General features: G+C 67.0%; 26 protein-coding genes. 21 read left to right on the forward strand and 5 right to left on the reverse strand.

The genetic code is table 11. The annotated features are described in order from the left end of the window. Nucleotides 1-68 precede the first annotated feature (68 nt). From pgk to J0I99_RS15355, 9 genes are all read left to right on the forward strand, one after another. Complete coding sequence (pgk, locus tag J0I99_RS15315; protein WP_291390710.1) at nt 69-1,268, forward strand: phosphoglycerate kinase; 1,200 nt, start codon at nt 69-71, stop codon at nt 1,266-1,268. Nucleotides 1,269-1,328: 60 nt separating this feature from the next. After that, entirely contained in the window at nt 1,329-1,604 is a 276-nt protein-coding gene (locus J0I99_RS15320) for an AbrB/MazE/SpoVT family DNA-binding domain-containing protein (RefSeq protein WP_291398522.1), read from the forward strand. Then, the gene (locus J0I99_RS15325; RefSeq protein ID WP_291398523.1) at nt 1,601-1,993 is read left to right on the forward strand and encodes a type II toxin-antitoxin system VapC family toxin; all 393 of its coding nucleotides are present in this window, start codon (nt 1,601-1,603) and stop codon (nt 1,991-1,993) included. The genes J0I99_RS15320 and J0I99_RS15325 overlap by 4 nt, the downstream gene beginning before the upstream one ends. A gap of 106 nt (nt 1,994-2,099) precedes the next feature. Next, complete coding sequence (locus J0I99_RS15330) at nt 2,100-3,125, forward strand: class I fructose-bisphosphate aldolase (protein ID WP_291398524.1); 1,026 nt, start codon at nt 2,100-2,102, stop codon at nt 3,123-3,125. Between the two features lie 124 nt (nt 3,126-3,249). Beyond that, nucleotides 3,250-3,804: a thiamine phosphate synthase gene (locus tag J0I99_RS15335; RefSeq protein ID WP_291398525.1), complete on the forward strand. Its 555-nt coding sequence runs from the start codon at nt 3,250-3,252 to the stop codon at nt 3,802-3,804. Continuing rightward, nucleotides 3,801-4,910 carry a tetratricopeptide repeat protein gene (locus J0I99_RS15340; RefSeq protein WP_291398526.1) on the forward strand — a complete coding sequence of 370 codons (1,110 nt, stop codon included), beginning with the start codon at nt 3,801-3,803 and terminating at the stop codon, nt 4,908-4,910. The genes J0I99_RS15335 and J0I99_RS15340 overlap by 4 nt, the downstream gene beginning before the upstream one ends. A gap of 205 nt (nt 4,911-5,115) precedes the next feature. After that, the gene (locus J0I99_RS15345; protein WP_291398527.1) at nt 5,116-5,907 is read left to right on the forward strand and encodes an inositol monophosphatase family protein; all 792 of its coding nucleotides are present in this window, start codon (nt 5,116-5,118) and stop codon (nt 5,905-5,907) included. Between the two features lie 284 nt (nt 5,908-6,191). Beyond that, on the forward strand, nt 6,192-7,187 hold the full coding sequence (locus J0I99_RS15350; RefSeq protein ID WP_291389511.1) for a flagellar motor protein MotA: 996 nt from the start codon (nt 6,192-6,194) through the stop codon (nt 7,185-7,187). Then, nucleotides 7,187-8,212: a peptidoglycan -binding protein gene (locus J0I99_RS15355; RefSeq protein ID WP_291389512.1), complete on the forward strand. Its 1,026-nt coding sequence runs from the start codon at nt 7,187-7,189 to the stop codon at nt 8,210-8,212. The genes J0I99_RS15350 and J0I99_RS15355 overlap by 1 nt, the downstream gene beginning before the upstream one ends. Nucleotides 8,213-8,254: 42 nt before the next feature. Here J0I99_RS15355 and J0I99_RS15360 read toward each other — a convergent pair whose 3' ends face one another. After that, the gene (locus tag J0I99_RS15360; RefSeq protein ID WP_291389514.1) at nt 8,255-9,985 is read right to left on the reverse strand and encodes an ABC transporter transmembrane domain-containing protein; all 1,731 of its coding nucleotides are present in this window, start codon (nt 9,983-9,985) and stop codon (nt 8,255-8,257) included. 279 nt (nt 9,986-10,264) lie between these two features. Between J0I99_RS15360 and rpmE the strand changes: the two genes are divergently transcribed. Then, the gene (gene rpmE / locus J0I99_RS15365; protein WP_291389515.1) at nt 10,265-10,486 is read left to right on the forward strand and encodes a 50S ribosomal protein L31; all 222 of its coding nucleotides are present in this window, start codon (nt 10,265-10,267) and stop codon (nt 10,484-10,486) included. Between the two features lie 265 nt (nt 10,487-10,751). Here the strand turns inward: rpmE and J0I99_RS15370 are convergent, their stop codons facing one another. After that, nucleotides 10,752-11,240, reverse strand: a complete 489-nt coding sequence (locus tag J0I99_RS15370; protein WP_291390228.1) for a DUF1465 family protein — start codon at nt 11,238-11,240, stop codon at nt 10,752-10,754. Nucleotides 11,241-11,701: 461 nt separating this feature from the next. Continuing rightward, the gene (locus J0I99_RS15375; RefSeq protein ID WP_291390227.1) at nt 11,702-11,893 is read right to left on the reverse strand and encodes a DUF1192 domain-containing protein; all 192 of its coding nucleotides are present in this window, start codon (nt 11,891-11,893) and stop codon (nt 11,702-11,704) included. A gap of 108 nt (nt 11,894-12,001) precedes the next feature. On the opposite strand from J0I99_RS15375, the gene J0I99_RS15380 reads away from it, so the two are divergent. From J0I99_RS15380 to J0I99_RS15400, 5 genes are all read left to right on the forward strand, one after another. Beyond that, on the forward strand, nt 12,002-13,057 hold the full coding sequence (locus J0I99_RS15380; RefSeq protein ID WP_291398528.1) for an NAD(P)H-quinone oxidoreductase: 1,056 nt from the start codon (nt 12,002-12,004) through the stop codon (nt 13,055-13,057). 99 nt (nt 13,058-13,156) lie between these two features. Continuing rightward, entirely contained in the window at nt 13,157-13,882 is a 726-nt protein-coding gene (locus J0I99_RS15385) for a DUF1013 domain-containing protein (RefSeq protein WP_291390224.1), read from the forward strand. A gap of 143 nt (nt 13,883-14,025) precedes the next feature. Further along, on the forward strand, nt 14,026-15,930 hold the full coding sequence (locus J0I99_RS15390) for a monovalent cation:proton antiporter-2 (CPA2) family protein (RefSeq protein ID WP_291398529.1): 1,905 nt from the start codon (nt 14,026-14,028) through the stop codon (nt 15,928-15,930). A 38-nt stretch (nt 15,931-15,968) separates the two neighbouring features. Further along, nucleotides 15,969-16,739, forward strand: coding sequence for a sulfite exporter TauE/SafE family protein (locus tag J0I99_RS15395; RefSeq protein ID WP_291398530.1), 771 nt, complete (start codon nt 15,969-15,971; stop codon nt 16,737-16,739). A gap of 11 nt (nt 16,740-16,750) precedes the next feature. Beyond that, on the forward strand, nt 16,751-17,146 hold the full coding sequence (locus J0I99_RS15400) for a VOC family protein (RefSeq protein ID WP_291398531.1): 396 nt from the start codon (nt 16,751-16,753) through the stop codon (nt 17,144-17,146). A gap of 154 nt (nt 17,147-17,300) precedes the next feature. On the opposite strand, the gene J0I99_RS15405 is transcribed toward J0I99_RS15400, so the two are convergent. Then, nucleotides 17,301-17,474 (reverse strand): DUF465 domain-containing protein, encoded by a 174-nt coding sequence (locus J0I99_RS15405; protein WP_291390743.1) that lies wholly within the window; start codon nt 17,472-17,474, stop codon nt 17,301-17,303. Nucleotides 17,475-17,644: 170 nt separating this feature from the next. Between J0I99_RS15405 and J0I99_RS15410 the strand changes: the two genes are divergently transcribed. The 6 genes from J0I99_RS15410 to J0I99_RS15435 all read left to right on the forward strand — a co-directional run bounded on the left by J0I99_RS15410 (nt 17,645) and on the right by J0I99_RS15435 (nt 21,470). Continuing rightward, nucleotides 17,645-17,860, forward strand: a complete 216-nt coding sequence (locus tag J0I99_RS15410; RefSeq protein ID WP_291390745.1) for a DUF465 domain-containing protein — start codon at nt 17,645-17,647, stop codon at nt 17,858-17,860. 187 nt (nt 17,861-18,047) lie between these two features. Beyond that, nucleotides 18,048-18,764, forward strand: coding sequence for a TetR/AcrR family transcriptional regulator (locus J0I99_RS15415; protein WP_291390746.1), 717 nt, complete (start codon nt 18,048-18,050; stop codon nt 18,762-18,764). 88 nt (nt 18,765-18,852) lie between these two features. Then, nucleotides 18,853-19,347 (forward strand): 5-(carboxyamino)imidazole ribonucleotide mutase, encoded by a 495-nt coding sequence (gene purE / locus J0I99_RS15420; RefSeq protein ID WP_291390747.1) that lies wholly within the window; start codon nt 18,853-18,855, stop codon nt 19,345-19,347. After that, nucleotides 19,340-20,428, forward strand: a complete 1,089-nt coding sequence (locus tag J0I99_RS15425) for a 5-(carboxyamino)imidazole ribonucleotide synthase (protein WP_291398532.1) — start codon at nt 19,340-19,342, stop codon at nt 20,426-20,428. Before purE ends, J0I99_RS15425 begins: the two co-directional genes overlap by 8 nt. A 141-nt stretch (nt 20,429-20,569) precedes the next feature. Continuing rightward, on the forward strand, nt 20,570-20,812 hold the full coding sequence (rpsU, locus tag J0I99_RS15430; RefSeq protein ID WP_291390749.1) for a 30S ribosomal protein S21: 243 nt from the start codon (nt 20,570-20,572) through the stop codon (nt 20,810-20,812). Between the two features lie 190 nt (nt 20,813-21,002). After that, on the forward strand, nt 21,003-21,470 hold the full coding sequence (locus J0I99_RS15435; protein WP_291390750.1) for a DUF992 domain-containing protein: 468 nt from the start codon (nt 21,003-21,005) through the stop codon (nt 21,468-21,470). Nucleotides 21,471-21,557: 87 nt separating this feature from the next. On the opposite strand, the gene J0I99_RS15440 is transcribed toward J0I99_RS15435, so the two are convergent. Then, the gene (locus tag J0I99_RS15440) at nt 21,558-22,217 is read right to left on the reverse strand and encodes a DsbA family oxidoreductase (RefSeq protein ID WP_291398533.1); all 660 of its coding nucleotides are present in this window, start codon (nt 22,215-22,217) and stop codon (nt 21,558-21,560) included. Nucleotides 22,218-22,259 lie beyond the last annotated feature (42 nt).

Consider the following 22,259-nt stretch of genomic DNA (forward strand, 5'->3'; position numbering starts at 1 on the left):
CGCCGCTGTTGCCCATGGCGCATTCCTTGCTATAGCAGCGACATCCTTCCTAGCAGCGGATGCGTCCCATGGCGGCCTTCAGGACCCTCGACGACTTCGATCTCACGGGCAAGCGCGTGCTGGTGCGCGCCGACCTCAATGTGCCGGTCGCCGACGGCAAGGTGACCGACGCGACCCGCATCGAGCGACTGGTCCCGACCCTGCGCGAGATCGTCAAGGTCGATGGCAAGGCCATCATCCTCAGCCATTTCGGCCGCCCCAAGGGCAAGGTCGACCCGGAGTTCTCGCTCGAGCAGGTCGTGCAGTCCGTGGCGCAGGAATCGGGCCATCCGGTTGGCTTCATCGCCACCGACTGGGTTGACGTGGAGCAGGCCAGGCAGGCCATCGACGAGGCCCCGGCCGGCTCGATCCTCGTGCTCGAGAACACCCGCTTCCATCCCGGCGAGGAGGCCAACGACGCCGAACTGGCGCAGCGCATGGCCTCGCTCGGCGACATCTATGTCAACGACGCCTTCTCCGCCGCCCACCGGGCCCACGCCTCGACCGAGGCGATCGCGCACCTGCTGCCTTGTGCCGCCGGCCGCGCCATGGAGCACGAACTCAAGGCGCTCGAACAGGGCCTGGGCAATCCCGAGCGCCCGGTGATCGCCATCGTCGGCGGCGCCAAGGTCTCGACCAAGCTCGACCTGCTCGAGAACCTGATCACCAAGGTCGACGCCCTCGTCATCGGCGGCGCCATGGCCAACACCTTCCTGCATGCCGGAGGGCTCGGCGTCGGCAAGTCGCTGGCCGAGAAGGATCTCGCCGAGACCGCCAACCGCATCCGCGACAAGGCCGACGCGGCGCACTGCGCCATCATCCTGCCGATCGACGCCAACGTCGCCTGGCACTTCGAGGCCAACGCCCCGCACCGCTATTACGGCGTCGATGCCATGGATCCCGAGGGCATGATCCTCGACGTCGGGCCCGGTTCGATCGAGCGCATCAAGGGCGCGATCGACGAAGCGAAAACCGTCGTCTGGAATGGCCCGCTGGGCGCCTTCGAGATGCAGCCCTTCGACCATGGCACGGTCGAGATCGCCCGATACGTCGCCCAGCGCACCAGGGCCGGCAAGGCCGTATCGGTTGCGGGCGGTGGCGACACCGTGGCTGCCCTCGCCCATGCCGGGGTCAAGGACCAGTTCACCTACGTCTCCACGGCCGGCGGCGCCTTCCTCGAATGGATGGAAGGCAAGGCGTTGCCGGGGGTCGAGGCGCTGAAGGGCTGATGTTGCAGCCGGATGGCGCTTGATATATATCAACGATATATATCAATGAGGCATGCGGGGATGAATAAGCTGGATCCCGCTCCCAAGCGCGCCAAAGTCTTCTGGTCCGGCCGCTCGCAGGCTGTCCGCCTGCCCAAGGAATTCCGGGTCGAGGGTGACGAAGTCACCATCCGGCGCGAGGGTAACGCCATTGTCCTCGAGCCGCCGCCTGCACCGGACGATTGGGCGTGGCTGGACGGAGTGATCGGTCACTTCAGCGAAAGCGCCATCCAAGCCATCGAGGAGAGCCACTCCGAGGCTCAGCAGCGACCGGATCTGGAAAAGCTGTTCAAGTGAGCTTCCTGCTCGACACCAGCGCGATGATCGCGTTCCTGCGCGGCCATGCGTCTGTAGTACGACAGGCACGCAATGTCGGCCCAGGCTCTATCGCCATTTCGTCGATCGTCCTGCACGAACTGTATTTCGGAGCCTACAAGGGCAATCGCACGGACGCCGATCTCCGCGTCATCGGGCAGCTCCGGTTCGCTATCGTCGAGTTCGATGCCGCCGACGCGCTGCGCGCGGGGGAAATCCGTGCGCTCCTGCAACGGCAGGGAACCTCCATCGGCCCGCTCGACACCCTCATCGCCGGCCAAGCGCTCGCCCGCGACCTCACCCTCGTGACGCGCAACACCCGCGAATTCGAGCGCGTTGATGGCCTGCGCGTCGAGAGCTGGGAAGCCTGAGCCCCACCTTCGTCGGAGAACCAACGTCTAATACCTGAACGTCCAATCGACCACGGTGGGCGCGCGCGGGCATTATCCGGACAAAGTGAACGGAGACCCTCGCCCCATGGCCTCGCTCAATGCCATTGCCAAGAAACTCGTAGCGCCCGGCAAGGGCATTCTCGCCGCCGACGAATCCGAGGGCACCATTGCCAAGCGCTTCGCGCTCATCGGCCTGCCTGTGACCCTCGAGACGCGCCGCGACTATCGCGAGATGCTGTTCCGCTCGACCGACGCGATGCGCGATTACATCTCGGGCGTCATCCTCACCGAGGAGACGCTTGAGCAGAAGGCCAAGGACGGCACGCCCTTCCGGCAGCTGTTCGAGGAGACCGACGTCATCCCCGGCATCAAGGTCGACCGCGGCGCGCTGCCCATGCCGGGCAGCAAGGACGAAAAGATCACCGAAGGCCTCGATGGCCTGCGCCAGCGTCTCGCCCACTATGCCAAGCTGGGCGCCGGCTTCGCCAAGTGGCGCGGCGTCATCGCCATCACCAACCATGCCCCCTCGCGCAACGGCATACGTGCCAATGCCCACGCGCTCGCCCGCTATGCCATGTACTGCCAGGAGGCCGGCATCGTCCCGGTGGTGGAGCCTGAAGTACTGGCCGACGGCGAGCCGGGCGATCACTCGATCCAGCGCTGCGAGGAAGTCACCGGCGAAACGCTCGAGGCGGTGTTCAAGGAGCTCCGCCTGGCCGGCGTCGACCTCTCCGGCATGCTGCTGAAGCCCAACATGGTCACGCCCGGCCTCCGCTCGCGCGACCGGGTCAGCGTCGAGGAAGTCGCCCGGCGCACCGTGGACACGCTGCGCCAGTACGTCCCGGCGGCCGTTCCCGGCATCGCCTTCCTCTCGGGCGGCCAGTCCGACGAGGAAGCTACCGCGCATCTCAGCGCCATGAACCAGATTCCGAACCTGCCCTGGGCCCTGACCTTCTCCTACGGCCGGGCCCTGCAGACCTCGGCGCTGGTCACCTGGAACGGCGAGGCAGCCAACGTTCCCGCCGCGCAGAGGGCCTTCGCCCATCGCGCGCGGATGAACGCTCTCGCCGCGCTCGGGCAGTACAGGCCCGAGCTCGACCTCGCCGCCTGACCGAGCCAACTGATCTCCCGACGACTGGGGCGCTTCGGCGCCCCTTTTGTTTTCCGCTGACCGGCTGCCCGCTTGCCGCCAGAATCCGGCTCCACATCGGCGTGTCCCCCGCTATAACACCGACATGTCAGCCGAAATCTACCTCATCGCCCCCACCGATATTCCGTCCGACCGGCTCACCGCCGCGCTGGCCGCCGCACTGGCCGAGAACGAGGCCGCCGCGCTGCTGCTGCCGCGCGGCCAATTGTCGGAGAACGCCTACAAGGCCCTGGCCAGGGCCGTCGTGCCGCTGGCTCAGTCCCGCGGCACAGCCGTCCTCGTCGAGGGCGACCCGGGCCTCGTGCGCCTGCTCGGCGCCGATGGGCTGCACGTCCGGGGCGGCATCAAGGCGGTCAAGGAGGCCCTCGCCGCGCTCAAGCCCGACCTGATCGTCGGCGTCGGCGACATCCACTCGAGCGACGACGCCATGCGCAAGGGCGAACTGGGCGTCGACTACATCCTATTTGGGCCGCTTTCGGGGTCCATATCGCCCGATGAGCGCGAGATGGCGCGGTGGTGGGCCGAGACTATGGAAATCCCGAGCGTGCTGTCCGATCCGGAGGCAACCGGCGCCAGCTATGATGCCGCCGGCTGCGAATTCATCGGCCTGCCGCTGCGGCTGCCGGAGACGGTGAAATGATGCGCCGCTTCGGGCTCGCCCTGCTTGCCGCGACGCTGGCCCTGCCCGCCCTGGCGCAGTCCGACCGCACCGACGTGCTCGACCTGCGTCCCAAGGACATGCAGTACCCCGACAATCTCGGGCTGGAAGACCTGCCCATTGGCCCGGTGCCCGACGAGTTCTACAGCCAGCAGCCCAATGACGCCGCCGACATCAGCGGCGAGATCTTCGGCAACAATGTCGACGAGGCCTTCGGTGCCTTTCAGCGCGGTTACTATCTCACCGCCCTGCAGCTCGCCATGCCGCGCGCCAAGCAGGGCGACGCGCATGCCCAGACGCTGATCGGGGAAATCTACAACAAGGGCCTCGGCGTGCCGGAGGATCCGTTGGCCGCCGCCGACTGGTACGCCATGGCCAGCAAGGCCGCCGACCCGCTCGCCACCTTCGAGCTCGCGCTGCTCTACCAGGACGGACGCGGCGTCACCAAGGACCGCAAGCACGCCGCCGAGCTGTTCCGGCAATCGGCCGACGCCGGCAACATGATGGCCAAGTACAATCTCGGCCTGCTCTACGTCGAAGGCGTCTATGTCGAGCCCAGCCTGACCAGGGCCGCCGAACTGATCGGCGAGGCCGCCAATGCCGGCATCACCGAGGCCCGCTACGATTTCGGCGGCATGCTCAGCGAGGGCGCCGGCGTCGCGCCCAACCCGGCTGCCGCCGCCGAGCAGTATCGCCTCGCCGCCGAGGACGGCATGGTCGCCGCCCAGATCGAGTACGCCACCATCCTCTACCTCGGCAAAGGCGTGCCGCAGGACCGCGAGGCCGCCGCCAGGTGGTACGCGCGCGCCGCCGATGCCGGCAATCCCGTGGCCCAGAACCGCTATGCCAAGCTGCTCGCCGTGGGCGAGGGCGTGACTGCCAATGTCGAGGACGCCGCCATGTACCGCGCGCTCGCCCGGCGGCAGGGGCTCAAGGACGCGCAGCTCGACAAGCTCCTCGTCGCCGCCGCGCCCGAGGTCGTCGCCCGCGCCGAGGAGCGCGCCCGCTTCTGGCCCTCGAGCCCGCCGACCCGGGTGGCCACCGCGACCACACCGACACCAGAGCCGGTCAAGCCTGCGACCAACTAGGCCGAAAGGCCCCCTCACCCGCCGCCGTTCGGCGACCTCTCCCCCAAGGGAGAGGTGAGCTGGGGCACAATCTCGCCCGGTTCGGGCCAGCGGCCTTTGCCCGAGCACCGGGTCCCCCTCCGCTGCCAACCCTTGCGCTCCGCGCCGATCTCGGGCACATAGCGGCCCTTCCCGATCCCTAGACCTTCCTGCGCGGAGTCTCCCCATGCGCTCAGCGCTTTTGAACATCATGGTCCAGGCCGCGACCAAGGCGGGCCGCTCGCTTACCAAGGACTTCGGCGAGGTCGAGAACCTGCAGGTCTCGGTCAAGGGTCCGGCCGACTTCGTCTCCAACGCCGATCGTCGCGCCGAGCAGATCGTGTTCGAGGAATTGCAGAAGGCGCGCCCCACCTATTCCTTCCTCGGCGAGGAAGGCACCGAGGTGAAGGGCAGCGACGGCCAGCACCGCTGGATCGTCGACCCGCTCGACGGCACCACCAACTTCCTGCATGGCATCCCGATGTTCGCCGTGGCCATCGCGCTTGAGCGCGGCGAGGAGATCGTCGCCTCGGTTATCTACAATCCGGTCATGTACGAGCTGTTCACCGCCGAGAAGGGTGGCGGGGCCTGGCTCAACGACCGCAAGCGCCTGCGCGTCGCGACCCGCAGGCACCTGGCGGACGCGGTCATCGTCACCGGCATCAACTCGCAGGGCCGCGCGCTCGACCTGCTGCAGCTCAAGCAGCTCGCCCAGGTCACGCCCGCCGTCGCCGGCATCCGCCGCACCGGTTCGGCCTCCACCGACCTCGCCTGGCTCGCCGCCGGCCGCTTCGACGGCTACTGGGAAGCCGGGCTGAAGCCCTGGGACGTGGCGCCGGGCATGCTCATGGTCCGCGAGGCCGGCGGCACCACCACCGACTACGCCGGCACCGCCGGCTCGATCTGGAACGGCCAGGTGATCTCCGGCAACGAGAACATCCAGGGCCAGCTCCTGAAGATCGTCAAGGCGGTGAAGTAAGGCAGCGCTGGATGCCCCTTGGTCCTCCCCTGCGAAGCGGGGGAGGGGGACCGCCGAAGGCGGTGGAGGGGGCGGCCACAAGCACCGAGTCCAGCCTCGCCCCCTCCACCAGCTTCGCTGGTCCCCCTCCCCCGTAAACGGGGGAGGATGAAGGCCCTGCCACCCGCTCGTCGCATTGCCCTGATTTCATGGGGTTAACCGGCCGACCCGGCCGCCGACCGTTGCGCGGCTTTGTCGAAGCGCATTATTGTCGGCCCGATTGCACTCGACCATAGGGCAGCCAGATGTCGCAGAGCTACGACCCGTACCGCCTTGCGAGCCCCGGGGTCTACCTTGTCAAGATGATCGTGTTCCTGGTGCTCGTCGCCCTGATCGCGGCGATCCTGTTCACCGAGCTGCTACGTTTCTTCTGGGCCAACCCGTTCATCAACGCCCTGATCCTGCTTACGGCCGGCGTCGGCATCGTGCTGAGCTTTCGCCAGGTGGTCCGCCTGTTCCCGGAGATCAACTGGGTCAACTCGCTGCAGGAGGGCCGCATGCCCTCGACCCAGCCGCGGCTCCTCGCCCCGGTGGCCAATCTCCTGCGCGATCGTCTCGGCGAGGCCGTGATCACCCCGTCCTCGATGCGTTCGATCCTCGATTCGGTCGGGAACCGCCTCGATGAGGCCAAGGATACCTCGCGCTACCTGACCGGCCTGCTCGTCTTCCTCGGCCTGCTCGGCACGTTCTACGGCCTGCTCGAAACCGTGACCCACGTCGCCTCCACCATCCAGGCGCTCGATGCCACGGCGGGCGACACGGCGACGCTGTTCTCCAACCTGAAGGAGGGCCTCGCCGGCCCGCTGGGCGGCATGGGCACCGCCTTCTCCGCTTCGCTGCTGGGCCTGTCCGGCTCGCTCATCCTCGGCTTCCTCGACCTCCAGGCGAGCCAGGCGCAGAACGCCTTCTACACCGATCTCGAGGACTGGATGACCTCGATGACCGAGCTTGATCATCCCGTGACCCAGATGCAGGCGACCGGCCTCGGCGTCTCGGGCGATGAAATGAGCGCCATGCTGGCCCAGTTCGGCTCGACGCTGCAGAACTCCAACTCCTCGCAGAACGCCATCCGCGCCATGGCGGAACTGGCGCGTGGCATCGACGGCCTCGTCAAGCATATCCGGGCCGAGCAGGAGGACCTGCGCGGCCACATCATCCAGCAGGGCGAGACCAACAAGAAGTTGCAGCAGCTGATGGAAGCCATGATCCGCGAAGGCGAATCCGACCGGCGGCCGAACTGATGGCCCTCGCCCGCTCGCGCCGATCGCAGGTCACCAACTACTGGCCGGGCTTCGTCGACGCCCTGTCGAGCCTGCTGCTGGTCATCATCTTCCTGCTTTCGCTGTTCATGCTGACGCAGTTCTTCCTCGGCCAGGAGATCAGCGGCAAGGACACGGCGATGAGCCGGCTCAACGCCCAGATCGCCGAGCTCACCGAGCTGCTGCAGCTCGAGAAGGCCAATTCCAGCGACCTCGACACCACCATCGCAACCCTGCAGGCGACCCTCGCCACCACCGCCGCCGACCGCGACAGGATGGCGGCGCAACTGGCCGGCCTCGGTACGGGCACCGATGGCAAGGACGCCCAGATCGCGCAACTGCAGTCCGACCTTCAGGCCAAGGAGGACCTATCCAGCGAGGCTGCCGCCCAGGTGGCGTTGCTGAACCAGCAGCTTGCCGCGCTTCGCACCCAGATCGGCGCGCTCGAGGAAGCGCTGCAGGCCTCCGAGAGCAAGGAAACCGAGAGCCGCACCCAGATCGCCGATCTCGGCCGGCGCCTCAACCTCGCGCTGGCGCAGCGCGTACAGGACCTGTCCCGCTACCGCTCGGATTTCTTCGGCAAGCTCCGTGCGGTGCTCGAGAACCGCTCCGACGTCCGCATCGTCGGCGACCGCTTCGTGTTCCAGTCCGAGGTGCTGTTCCCGGCCGGCGAAGCCACGATTTCCGATGCCGGCCGCACCGAGATGGCCAAGCTGGCCGCCGTCATCAAGGAGCTGACCACCCAGATCCCGGCCGACGTGAACTGGGTGCTGCGCATCGACGGCCACACCGACAAGCGTCCGATCAACACCCCGGAATTCCCCTCGAACTGGGAGCTCTCGGCGGCCCGCGCCATCGCCGTCACCAAGTACTTCGTCGAGCAGGGCATCCCCGCCCAGCACCTCGTCGCCGCCGGCTTCGGCGACAGCCGGCCGATCGACACCGGCGACACCGAAGACGCCTTCGCCAGGAACAGGCGCATCGAGTTCAAGCTGACCGACGGGTGATAAGTAGAAGTAGAGGTCAGAAGTTAGTTGGCTGACTTCTTTTCACTCCGCCGCGGGTGCCGCTTCCCCCCGGAACTGCAGCTTGGCCAGCTCGGCATACTTGCCGCCCTTGCGCACCAGCTGGTCGTGCGTCCCCTGGTCGACGACGCGGCCCTTGTCCAGCACGAGGATGCGGTCGGCATCGCGGATGGTGGCGAGGCGGTGCGCGATGACCAGCGTCGTGCGGCCTTGCATCAGCCGCTCGAGCGCCAGCTGCACCAGCCGCTCGCTGTGCGCATCGAGCGCCGAGGTCGCTTCGTCGAGCAGCAGGATCGGCGCGTCCTTGAGCAGGGCGCGCGCAATGGCCAGCCGCTGCTTCTGTCCGCCCGACAGCATCACGCCGCGCTCGCCCACCATGGTGTCGTAGCCGCTCGGAAACTCCATCACGTAGTCGTGCACCAGCGCCGCCCTGGCAGCCGCCTCGATCTCGGCGAAGCTCGCCTCCGGCCGGCCGAAGCGGATGTTGTCGGCAATCGTGCCGGCAAAGATCGTCGGCTCCTGCTCGACATAGGCGAAACGCCGCCGGAGCTGCGCCGGATCGACGTCGCGCACGTCGAGGCCATCGACGAGGATGCGCCCGCCGGTCACGTCGTAGAACCGCTGCACCAGCGCGAAGATCGTCGACTTGCCGGCCCCCGAGGCGCCAACCAGCGCCACCGTCTCCCCGTGGACGACGGCAAAGCTCACCTTGTCCAGCACCGGCTCGTCGTCGCGCGTACCATAGCAGAAGTCGACATTCTCCAGGGCCACCGTCCCCAGCGCCGGCTGAGGCAGCGCCCTGGGCTGCGCCGGAGCCTTGATCGCCGGTTCGGTATCGAGGATCTCCATCAGCCGCTCGGTCGCCCCCGCGACGATCTGGAACACCCCCACGATGTCGGAAAGGTTGGTCAGCGCATTCGACGCCATCAGCGCGTAGATCATGAACTGCGCCAGCCCCCCCACCGTGACCCAGCCCTGGAACACCGCGTTCGCGCCCCACCAGACGAGCACGACGAGCGCGGCGGTTGACAGGAACACCACGCCGCCCAACAGGGCCGCACGCGTCCACAGCCGACTCACCTCCGACCGGTAGGACTTTTCGGCCTCGACGCCGTACGCCCTCGACTGCTCGGTCTCCTGCACGAAGCTCTTGATCGTCTTGCTGGCGCCGAGCGCTTCGGTCGCCATCGCCGACATGTCCGCCAATGCGTCCTGCGTGCGCCGCGATTTCGACCTCAGGCGTCGGGCGAAGACCATCACCGGGATCAGGATCGCCGGGCCCACCAAGACCACCACCGAGGCGAGCACCGGGCTGGTGATGAACATCAGCACCACGGCGCCGATGAGCGTCACCGAGCCGCGCAGCATCACCGAGATGCTCGAGCCGATGGCGCCGCGGATGGTGGCGACATCTCCGGTGAGACGCGAGGTCAGCTCGCCCACCCGATGCAGGTCGAAGAAGCGCGAATCGAGGATCAGCAGGTGGTCGAACACCTTGCGCCGCAGGTCGGTGAGCACGCGCTCCCCGAGCACCGAGATGAAATAGAAGCGCGCGGCGCTGGTGACCGCCATCACCACCGCGACGCCCAGTGCAATCAGCCCGTACTCGGCGACCGCGTCGAGATTGCGTTCGACAAAGCCCTTGTCGATGATCCTGCCGGCCAGCGACGGCACCACGAGCGACGACAGCGTCGACATCAGCAGGAACAGGATGGTCAGTCCGAAGCGCCACGGATAGCGCAACAGGAACGGCACGAGGCGCCTTATCGGCGAAAGGTCCCTGGACCCGGTCGTTCTCGGTCGGCCCTTCACGGAGGCTCCATTCTTGCGTGCCGCTTGGGGCAGCCTTCAGCGCCCCCAGAAGTGCCCTCGATATAGGCGGGTCGCCGGTGGCCCGCAACTCAATTGCCGGGCTGCGACAACCTGCTGCCCCGCACTTGCGCGAAGGGCGGTTTTTCTCTATGTACCGCCGCAATCCGAATTCGACGAACCAGTCCGGGCGCTCGTGCGCTCGTTTGATTTGAGGCGAGCGCCATGAAGACCGACATCCATCCCGACTACCACATGATCACCGTGGCAATGACCGACGGCACCACCTACCAGACCCGTTCGACCTACGGGAAGGCCGGCGACACGCTGCAGCTCGACATCGACCCCAAGACCCATCCGGCATGGACCGGCGTGCAGGGCAACCTGATGGACCGTGGCGGCCGCGTCACCCGCTTCAAGGACAAGTTCAAGGGCCTCGGCTTCTAAGCCTCGAGCGCACGAACCTGCTCACGAGCCCGGCCATTGCGCCGGGCTTTTTGTTTCCTCCCCCATTCACGGGGGAGGGGGACCAGCGAAGCTTGTGGAGGGGGCGGCGGGAAGTGCCGGTGCGGTAGATCGGACCGTCACCCAACAATCGATGTCATTCCCGCGAAAGCGGGGATCTCCGTTCTTGGGTAGCCACCGCAAACAGAGGTTCCCGCTTTCGCGGGAATGACCCGGTGCAAGAGGAGACAGAGGGCAAGGTCCCGCCCTATTCCTTCAGCCGCCCGAACGCCGCCTTCAGCCGCGCCAGTTGGTCGGCGATGCCGCCCACTGCCTCCGGCGCATAGTCCGGCACGCCACCGCGCTCGAGGCGGTCATATTGCTGTACCCGCTCGAACAGCCGGTCGCCCTTGGCGATGAAGCCGCGCAAGCGCTCGGGCAGATCCTCGAAGCCCGGCCCGCCCCGCTCGCTCGGCGTTGCCGTGAAGCGGACCTTTTCCTTTTCGACCCGGGCATTCTCGGGCGTCAGTTCGCCCTCGTTCACCGCCCGCTGCAGCAACAGCCAGCTGGCCAGTTGCATCAGCCGGGTCGTCAGCCGCATGCTTTCGGTCGCATAGACGAACGACGCCTCGCGCGGCAGTCCGCGGCTCTCGCCGCGACCATCGCCGTCGAGATAGGCCGCCACCTCTTCGATCAGCGCCATGCCCTCGCGATACAGGGCGTCGAAGCCGCCCGACGCCACGATGCGCGGCCCGATAGCGACTGCCGGTCTGTTCCTGGTCCTGTCGTCCACGCTGCTGCCCGGATGCTGGTGGCCCGCCCCGAGCCATACCACCCTGTCTTGCGCCCCGCACTCTTGCCGTTGACTTAACGGCCAATGCACTGGGGCAAAAAAGAAAAGAGCCGTCAGATGGCGGCTCTCGAAAGTTAACAGGGAGGCGTCAAACAGAGGGAGAAACCACTCTGCAGAATCCAGCGAACTGGATGAGCTTGAAGTTAACGCGCAGACGTTAATTGCAGGTTAACAGGACTCGCTTTCTTAACCTTGCCGATTGGTGAGCGCGGTTCCCTATGCTGTTGCTCGAGTAGGGAGCCCGCACACCCGCTGTCACCCTGCAAAAGCAGGGACCCAACCATCCCCTTGCGCCAGCGGAAGAATGGGCTTCGGCCTTCGCTGGATGAGACCGAGTGGGTTGCAGTCCCTGTGCCTGCCGGCGCTCAGAACTTGAACAGCGAGTCGGCCTCCGACCGCGTCTTCTGCCGCGCGCCGATCGCCTGCTCGAGCCGGGCGATCTCGCTCCTGAGCAGCGCGATGCGCTCGTTCAGTTCCTCGACCGACATCGTGTCGATCGGCATGCCGACCTCGTGGGCCTTCGGACGCTTGGCTTGGTCGTCGTCGAACATCGCCATCTCCCTGTTCTTGTTTGCTTTCTTGTGGATTTTAGTCCCCCCGCCGGGCAGCGCAACCCTTTGCGAGGCCGTCTTGCCAGCCGGCACCGCCAGGGCCAAGCTGGCGCCATGACCGCCCCCATCGAAATGACCGCCATCGCCATCTCCGCCTTCGGCGGTCCCGAAGTGCTGCAGCCGGTCACTCAGCCCGTGCCCGTGCCGGGCCCCGGCGAGGTCCTGATCCGCGTCGCCGCTGCCGGTCTCAACGCGCCCGACCTAGGCCAGCGCCGCGGCACGTACAATCCGCCGCCCGATGCCTCGCCGCTCCCCGGGCTCGAGGTCGGCGGCGAGATCGCCGCACTCGGGCCGGGCGTCAGCGGTTTCGCCCCCGGCGACCCCGTGGTCGCCCTCACCCATGGCGGCGGCTATGCCGAGTACGTCGCGGTCGCCGCCGGCCAGGTCCTGCCCCTGCCCGCCAACTGGTCGATGCTCGCCGGTGCCGCGCTGCCCGAGACCTTCTTCACCATCCAGCAGACCCTGATCATGCGCGCCGGTCTCGACCCTGGCATGCATGTGCTGGTCCACGGCGGCGCTGGCGGCATCGGCGGTGCGGCGATCCAGATCGCGCGCCTCCACGGCGCCATCCCGATCGCCGTCGTGTCCGATCCGGTGAGGGCCGCCTATGCCAGGAGCCTGGGGGCTGCCGAGACCATCGACCGCACCCGCGAGGACTTCGTCGCCCGCACCCTGTCACTCACCGGCGGCAGGGGCGCCGACCGCATCGTCGATATCGTCGGCGGCGATGCACTCGACCGCAACCTGCGCGCCGCCGCCCGCTTCGGCCACATCGTCATCGTCTCCACCCAGGCCGGGCCGAGGGCCGAGATCAATGCCAGCCTGATCCTGATGAAGCAGCTGACCCTGTCGGGCTCGACGCTGCGCCCGCAGACGCGGGAGACCAAGGCCGCGATCGCCGCGAGCCTGCTCGCCTCCGTCTGGCCCGCGCTCAAGGACGGCCGCATCGTCCGGCCGCGCATCCGCGCCCTGCCGCTCGTCGAGGCCGCCCGGGGCCATGTCGAGCTCGAGCGCTCCGATAATTACGGCAAGCTGATCCTCGTCACCGACTGGGGCGCAACCCTCAGGGGCACCGGCGCTGATCGAGACAATCCGATTGAATCGGTGTGAACCGCCGCGTATATAGGCCGTCATTCCCCCTCAATGACGAACCCCGAGGCGGAGCGTTCCGGAAGATCCCGGTCCGCGCCCAAAGGAGACATTTATCAAATGGCCACGCCCCTTCTGATGCCCAAGGCAACCGCCGTCTGGCTGGTCGACAACACCGCTCTTTCGTTCGATCAGATCGCCGCCTTTTGCGGGCTCCATCCGCTGGAAGTGCAGGGTGTCGCCGACGGCGACGTCGCGAGCGGCATCATGGGCGTCAACCCGATCCAGAACGGCCAGCTCACGCGCGACGAGATCGAGAAGGCCGAGGCGGACCCGAACTACCGCATGAAGATGAGCGAGCCCAAGGTTCGCGTCGCCGCGCCCAAGCGCAAGGGCCCGCGCTACACCCCGATCTCGCGCCGCAACGAGCGCCCGAACGCCATCAAGTGGCTGCTGCGCAACCATCCTGAAATGAAGGATGCGCAGATCATGCGGCTCGTCGGCACCACCAAGTCGACCATCGACGCGGTGCGTGACGGCACCCACTGGAACAATGCCAACATCACCCCGATGGACCCGGTGACGCTCGGCCTCGCCAGCCAGATCGACCTCGATCTCGAAGTCAGCCGCGCCTCCAAGGGCGCCGCTCCGGGCGAGGTCGCCGAGGAGGGCACCATGCTGCTCACCGCCGAGGAGGCGCTGGCCGGCGCCCACCGCACCGGCGCCGCCCATGCCGAAGGCGACGAGCACGCCGAACACCGCACGGAGCGCGAGGAAGAGATCGACGCCGACTCCGTGTTTGCCAAGCTCAAGTCGCTCAAGGGCAGCAGCGAAGACGACGAATAGGCCGCACCAGCGCGCAGCATGATTGACGGGCCGTTCTCCGCTGCGGGAATGGCCCGTCTGCATTGCAATTTTCCGCTTTCTTGCCGCCTTGTCCGTGCGATACCACGGGGTATCCGCATCGAACTGGGGCAGCGGCGCCCGAAGTGCTGCCGCTGGATGGAAGCAACATGCTGCTGGCGATCTTCGTGCTGCTCGCAGCGACGGTCCTGCTGGTGCCGCTGTTCAAGTGGCTCGGCCTCGGGACCATCCTCGGCTACCTCGCCGCCGGGGTGCTGATCGGCCCCTACGGCCTGTCGCTCGTCTCGGACACCGAGGTCATCCACCAGGCCGCCGAGTTCGGCGTCGTCATGATGCTGTTCCTCATCGGCCTCGAGGTCGATGGCAGCGAACTCTGGCGCATGCGCAACAAGGTATTCGGCCTGGGCTTCACGCAGATGGTGGCGACCAGCATCGTCATCGCCATCCTCGCGCGCGTCATCGGCTTCGTGTGGGCCGATGCCGCCGTCGTCGGCCTCGCCCTGGCCATGAGTTCGACCGCCATCGCCATGCAGTCGATCGACCAGCGCAACATCACCAAGACCGATACCGGCCGTGCCTCGCTCGCCATCCTGCTGGTCCAGGACGTGGCCGTCATTCCCGTACTGGCCGTCATCCCGCTGCTCGCCAACATGGGTGGCCGGCCGATCGAGGCGATCGGCGAAGGCGTGCTCGATGCGGTCGACAATCCCATCGGCTGGTGGCTGGCCGTCGTCGTCGTCGCCGCCTTCATCGCCGCCCTGCTCGGCTCCCGCTTCGTGATCCGGCCGCTCATGGGCTGGCTCGCCCGCACGCGCGTGCCGGAGGGCTTCACCGCCTTCGCCCTTGCGCTCGTGATCGGCACAGCCCTGGTCACCCAGTCCTTCGGCCTCTCGCCTGCACTAGGCGCCTTCCTCGGCGGCGTGCTGCTCGCCGACAGCGAGTACCGGCACGAACTGGAGAGCAACCTCCAGCCGTTCAAGGGCCTGCTGCTCGGCCTGTTCTTCATCACCGTGGGCATGTCGATCGCCTTCCGGGTCGTGGTCGAGAACCCGCTGGTCGTGGCCGCCGTGCTGATCGCGCTGATCGGCCTCAAGATGCTGGTGCTCTATGTGCTCGCGACCTTCTTCCGCATGCACGCCGCCGAGCGCCTGCTGCTCGCGATCCTGCTCAGCCAGGCCGGCGAGTTCGCCTTCGTCGTGCTGCAGTTCGCGCGCACCGCCGGCAACCTGTCCGGGCCGGAGGTGGAACTGCTGACCGTGGTCGTGGCCCTCTCCATGGCGACCACGCCGCTGCTGCTCTTTCTCTACGATCGCCTGCTGGCGCCCGGCCTCAATACGGCGCCGGTCGCGGATGAAGCCGAACTGCCCCCCGGCCCGGATGTCCGGGATCCCAAGGACAAGGTGATCGTCCTCGGCTATGGCCGCTTCGGCCAGATCGTCACCCGCATGCTGCGCGCCCAGGGCTTCGAGATGACCCTGATCGATGACGATCCTGCCCAGATCGAGCTGGTCAAGCGCTTCGGCGTCAAGGTCTTCTACGGCGATGGCGGACGTCTCGAGATCCTGCGCGCCGCCGGCGCCGACCAGGCCCGCATGATCGTCATTGCCGTCGCCGGCGGCGAGCGCATCCTGGGCATCGCCGAGTTGATCCGCCGCCACTTCCCCGATGTCATCGTCGCCGCCCGCGCTGTCGACCGGTCCCACGCGCACGACCTCATGGCGCTCGGTGTCCACGTCATCGAGCGCGAGACCTTCCGGTCCGCCATCCGCCTCGGCGAGCAGGCGCTGATGGCGCTCGGGCACGACGAGGCCAAGGCCAGGCAGGTCGCCGATGCCTTCGAGCGACACGATACGCGCATGCTCAAGGAGAGCTATGCCGTGCGGCACGACCAGGCCGCCTATATCGGCTTCGTCCGCCGCTCCACCGAGATGCTCGACGCCGTCATGCGTGCCGACCGCGAGAATGCGTCCGCGACCGGGGAAGAGGTCGCCGACGATATTGACAAGCAGCGCCCCGCAGGCTCCGAGTAGCCGCCCCGCCTCCCTTTCCGCCTTAGCTCAAGAAATCCATGACCGATCCTACCTTCTGGGCCGTCGCGGTTCTCGCGGTCTTCATCGTTGCCTTGAGCAAATCCGGGCTCGTCGGCAGCCTTGGCCTGGTCGGGGTTCCGCTCCTGTCGCTGGTGATGCCGGCCCGCGATGCGGCGGGCATGCTGCTGCCCCTGCTCCTCGTCATGGACGTCATCGCGGTGTGGACCTATCGCAAGGACGCCGACTGGCGCATCCTGAGGATCATGCTGCCCGGGGCCCTTGTCGGCACCATTGTCGGCTGGGTGCTGTGGAGCTTCGTCTCCGACGCCATGGTGCTGCTCTTCGTCGGCATCCTGACGCTGCTTTTCATCCTCGATGCGCTGCTGCCGATCCGCAAGAAGCTCGAAGGCCTGCCGCCTTCCAGGGGCTGGGGTGCCTTCTGGGGCGGCGCAGCCGGCTTCACCAGCTTCATCAGCCACACCGGCGGCCCGCCGTTCCAGATCTACGTGCTGCCCCAGCGCCTGACGCCGGTGATCTATTCGGGCACGACGGCCTTCTTCTTCGCCATCGTCAACACCGCCAAGCTCGTCCCCTACTTCTTCCTGGGGCAGTTGAACGTCGCCAATCTCGAGCGCGCCGCCATCCTCGCCCCGCTCGCCATCGCGGGCGTCATGGCCGGCGTCTGGGCCGTGCGCCGCATCTCGGTCAAGCGCTTCTACCAGCTGACCTACTGGCTGGTGTTCCTGCTGGCCCTCAAGCTGATCTACGATGGCGCCATCGGCGTCTTCTTCGCCGGCGCAACAGCCTGACGGGAGCAACCATGAGCATCGACTACCGGCTCGACCACATCGCGCTGCTGGTTCGCGATCTCGACGAGACAGCCCAGTTCCTCACCGAGGTCCTGCAGATCCGCGAGGTCCCCGACCCGATGGGCGGCGGGCATATCCGCTGGTTCGAGTTCGGCAATGCGCAGCGCTTCCACATCCAGGCCGGCGACATCAGCCGGACCCACGTGGAAAAGCGCACCCACTTCGCCCTTTCGGCCCCCGACCTCGACGCCGTCATCGCCCATTTCCGCGCTATCGGCGTCCCCTTCTCGAACATGAAGGGCGACGTCGGCGAGGTGAACGTGCGCCCGGACGGCATGCGCGCCGTCTTCGTGCAGGACCCCAACGGCTACTGGTTCGAAATCAACGACTTCGAGCCGGGCTCGTAGGGCAAAATCGCTCCGGTTGAGCGATTCTAGGCGAGAAGGCCATGAGAGCTACGCTCGAATGGCAACGGCAGGCCCTCACCGGCGATACCCCCGAAACAAAAAAGGCCGCAGCATGCGCCGTGGCCTTGCGTCTGCATGATCTGATGCTTGTTTCTCAGGATACGTTGGCACGCGTCCGGGTCAGCTCGTCCTTGATTTCCAGTTTCTTGCGCTTGAGTGCCGCGATGTAGAGGTCATCGTGGCTGGGGTGGTTCAGTTCGTCCTCTATCTCCCGATCGAGGTCGCGGTGACGCCGCTCCAACGACTCGATGTGGCCTTCAGTCGTCATGACAACTCCTTCCCACTTGTCTCGGACGACTCGATCGTCACAAAAAATTCACGCGTTGTCGACGTGGCAAGGGTGCAACACCGACCGCCATGCGCGAAACCGGGTGCAAATTCCGGCCCGATCGCGTTAGTTTGATCAGGGCGCAACTCAGGGGGGAGCGGACCGCCAGCATGCTGCCGCTGACCAAGGAACAGGAAGCTGCTCTGGGGCTCGAACTGGCCGCCAAGCGCCAGGAGCATGCCGACCTCGACGCGGCCATCCATACCCTTTCCGGGTCGGGCTACGGCGACCAGATGCTGATCCAGCGCATGAAGAAGCGCAAGCTCGCGCTCAAGGACCGCATCGTCCAGCTCGAGAACATCCTGCTCCCCGACATCATCGCCTGAAGCACCCGGAAGCATCCAGCTCACCTACCCGCTCGATGTCATCCCCGGTGTTGTGGGCGCCTCCTCGATCGGCTTCGCAGATCCCGCCCCCCGCTTCGCCGGGGCAGCTACAACCCTGCTGCCCCTCCCAATCGCGGCCGACCCGTGCTAGACAGCCGACCGACCGTCGGTCGGTAGAGGATTGCGCATGCCCTTTCCACGTATCGTGAAGGCCGCCACCGTGCGGCGCGACGAAATCCTCGACGCCGCCCAGCGCCTGTTCGCGCGCCAGGGGTATGACGCCACTTCGGTGAACCAGATCATCGCCGAGGTCGGGGTGAGCAAGGGCGCCTTCTACCACCACTTCGCCTCCAGGGAGGATCTGGTCGAGGCCCTCGCCTGCCGCTACGCGCGCCAGACCGCGGCGCTCGCCGACGAGATCGTCAACGATCCGACCCTCGATGCCTTCTCCAGGCTCGTCGGCTTCATCGGCACCATGCGCCGCTACAAGGTGGACTCGGCCGCCGAGCTGCGCGCCACCTTTGCCCCCCTGTTCCGGGCCGAGAACCTGCACCTGTTCGAGCGCACCCATCGCGCCGTCGACGAGGTGGTCCTGCCCGTGCTGACCCGCATCATCGTGGAGGGGGTCGCCGAGCAGACCTTCGACACCGCCGATCCGGAGAGCGCTGCCGAGGTCATCCTCCACCTGCTCCGGTCCAACCGCGAGCTGATCACCACGCTCTACATGGCGGGCGACCGGCTGACCTTCGAGCGGCTGGCGCGGCAGCTGCTCGACAAGCTGACCTATCTCGGCACGGTGATCGACCGCATCCTCGGCCTGCCCGAGGGCTCGATCGAGCTGGCCGACCGCGACATGCTCGACGCGCTCGCCTGCGGCCTCGACAAGCCCTCGAGCGCAGCCTGAACGAAAGGCCCACGGCGAGTCGCTTGCGCGATGTGGGCGGCATCACTATGGGTGACGACTTGAGTGCCGAGCCTCCCGGGGGGACCACGTGCCGACCTCGCCACCCGTCGCCATCATCATGGGCAGCCAGTCCGACTGGCCCAACCTGCGCCATGCCGCCGAAACGCTGGACGCGTTGAAGATCGACTACGAGGCGCGCATCGTCTCGGCCCACCGCACCCCGGATCGCATGTACGAGTTCGCCAGGGGCGCCCGGGCGGAAGGCTTCAAGGTCGTCATCGCCTCGGCCGGCGGCGCTGCCCACCTGCCCGGCATGGTGGCGGCCCTGACGCCGCTGCCCGTACTCGGAGTGCCCGCCGAGACCAGGGCGCTCGGCGGCGAGGACAGCCTGCTCTCCATGGTCCAGATGCCTCCCGGCATCCCCGTCGGCACCCTCGCCATCGGCCGCGCCGGCGCCATCAACGCCGCGCTCATGGCCGCCGCCATCCTGGCCCTGTCCGATCCGGAGATCGCCGCCGCGCTCGACGAGTTCCGCGCCGACCAGACCGCATCCATACCCGAGTTTCCATCCGACGATGTCTGAGTCCACGCCGCTGCCGCAAGGCAGCACCATCGGTATCCTGGGTGGCGGCCAGCTTGGCCGCATGCTGGCGCTCGCCGCGGCCCGGCTGGGCATGAAGACCCATATCTACTGCCCGGATCCCGATAGCCCCGCCTTCGACGTTACCCCGCGCAAGACCGTCGCCGCCTATGACGACGAGGAGGCGCTCGCCCGCTTCGCCGCCGAGGTCGACGTCATCACCTACGAGTTCGAGAACGTGCCGGCCAGGACGGCTGCCTTCCTGCAGCAGTTGAAGCCGCTTCGGCCCGATGCCAAGGCGCTGGCCGTGGCGCAGGACCGGCTGGCCGAAAAGGCCTTCCTCACCATCAACCGCATCCCCGTCGCGCCCTTCGCCGCGATCACCGACCTCGACCGGCTCGAGGCCGAGCTCGCCGAGATCGGCACCCCGGCCGTGCTCAAGACCACCCGCCTCGGCTATGACGGCAAGGGCCAGCGTATCGTGCGCAACATGGAAGACGCCGCGCTCGCCTGGGAGATGCTCAGCCCCAGGCCGCTGGTGCTCGAGGGCTTCGTCGCCTTCGACAAGGAAATCTCCGTCGTCGTCGCCCGTAACGCCGCCGGCGAAGTCGCTGCCTTCGAGCCCGCCGAGAACGTCCATCGCGAGCACATCCTCAAGAGCAGCACGGTTCCTGCCGACATCAGCCGCAAGACCGCCAGGAACGCCGTCGAGATGGCCGGCGACATCGCCACTGCGCTCGACTATGTCGGCGTGCTCGGGGTCGAGTTCTTCGTCCTTCCCGGCGGCAGGCTGCTGGTCAACGAGATCGCCCCGCGGGTGCACAATTCCGGCCACTGGACCGAGGCCGTGGCCATCACCGACCAGTTCGAGCAGCACATCCGCGCCATCTCCAACTGGCCGCTCGGCGATCCCAGCCGCATGGCGGACGTCGTCATGGAGAACCTGATCGGCGACGAGATCACCGCCATTCCGGGCAAGCTTGGCGAGGGCCTGAGGCCGCATGCCTATGGCAAGGCCGAGTCGCGCAAGGGCCGCAAGATGGGCCACATCAACCGCGTTGCGGTGAAAAAGCGCCCGAAATGAGCGTTTTCGCTGCCGCGATGCTATGGACAACCGGGCCTGATCGGCCTATATAGCCGCCCACGAATGGATCGGCTCTGCCGGTCGGCGGCCTTTTGGGACGCTTTCACCAGACAAACTGACGATCACGAAGGGCGGTTACGCTTGCAAGTAGTTGTTCGCGATAACAATGTGGATCAGGCGCTGCGCGCACTGAAGAAGAAGCTCCAGCGCGAGGGCGTCTTCCGCGAGATGAAGCTTCGCAACTACTACGAGAAGCCCTCCGAGAAGAAGGCTCGCCAGAAGGCCGAAGCGGTGCGCCGTGCGCGCAAGCTGGCCCGCAAGCGTGCGCAGCGCGAGGGTGGCCTGCCCGCCCCGGCCGCTGCCGCCCGGACCGCGCGTCCGTAAGATCGAGGCCATTGGCTTTCGTTCAGAACAGGTTCAGGAACGCCGCCCCAAAAGGGCGGCGTTCTTCTTTTTCCGTGTCGTCATCTGTCCCGTCGCTCAACCCGACGAGCCTTTTCGCCGATGGCGGCAACGGATAGACTACCGATCCCATCAGGGTCGAATAAACGCGTCAAACATTGGGGACTGCAGAATGAAGAAACTACTCGCCGCCGTGGCTGCCGCCGCGATGCTGATGACTGCTGGCGCCGCTCAGGCCGCCACGCAGGTCAAGGTGGGCGTGCTGAGCTGCTCGGTCGATCCGGGCGTCGGCTTCATCATCGCCTCGTCCAAGGACATGACCTGCAAGTTCAAGCGCGAGGGCCACAAGTCCGAGACCTACCAGGGCAACATCAAGAAGCTTGGTATCGACATCGGCGTCACCGGCCGTACCGAGATCGTCTGGCTGGTGTTCTCGGCCTCCTCGACCAAGTACGGCCCCGGCTCGCTCGCCGGGACCTATGTCGGCGGCTCAGCCGAAGCCACGCTCGGCGTCGGCCTTGGCGGCAACTTCCTCATCGGCGGCTCGAAGCGCGGCTACGCGCTGCAGCCGTGGTCGATCCAGGGCCAGGTCGGCCTGAACTACTCGGTCGCCCTCTCGGGCCTCGAGCTGTGGAAGTAAGGCACTTCGCCTGAATGATCTGCGGAACGCCGGTCCCCTGGGCCGGCGTTCGGCTTTGCAACGCCTCCGGCGGGTCGCCCGCCGGTATCAGGCGGTAGCCGCCGCGAGCTTTGCCGGATCGAGCGCGTACTCGAAGGCGCGCTCGAACATCTCCTGCGGCTGGCAGCCGGAGACGGCGAATCTGTTGTCGAACACGAAGAACGGCACGCCCTGGATACCCTGCTGCGCGGCGGCGATCGCCAGCTGGTGCGTGATGGCCAGTTCGCGCTCGTCACGCACGGCGGCCAGCGCCTCGTCGCGACCGAAACCGTGCTTCTCGGCGATGCCGGCCAGCACTTCGTCGTCGTTGATCAGCTGGTGATCCATGAAATAGGCCCAGGCGATGGCATTGGCGAGCGCGTGCTGCGTCCCCTTGGCCTTGGCCAGCCGGACCAGCGTGTGGCCCTTGCGCGTCGGAAAGGAGCGCGGCTGCCGGCTCAGGTCGAGCGCAATGCCGGACATCCTCGCCTCGCCCTCGACGCGGGCCCACATGTCCCGCGGGTCGCGGCCATATTTCTCGCGCAGCATGTCCGCCACCACCACGCCCTCCTCGGGCGTGTTGGGGTCGAGATAGAACGGGTGGTTCTCCACCTCGACGACGACGTCGTCGGGCAGTGCGGCGATCGCCTGGTCGAGCCGCTCGGCGCCCACGAGGCACCACGGGCAGACGGTATCGGTGAACAGGTCGACTTTGATCGTGCGGGCCATGGATCATCCTCTGCTACAGGCCGACACATGGCGGGTCTGCCC

This window comes from Devosia sp. (assembly GCF_017307495.1).
Taxonomy (GTDB): domain Bacteria; phylum Pseudomonadota; class Alphaproteobacteria; order Rhizobiales; family Devosiaceae; genus Devosia_A.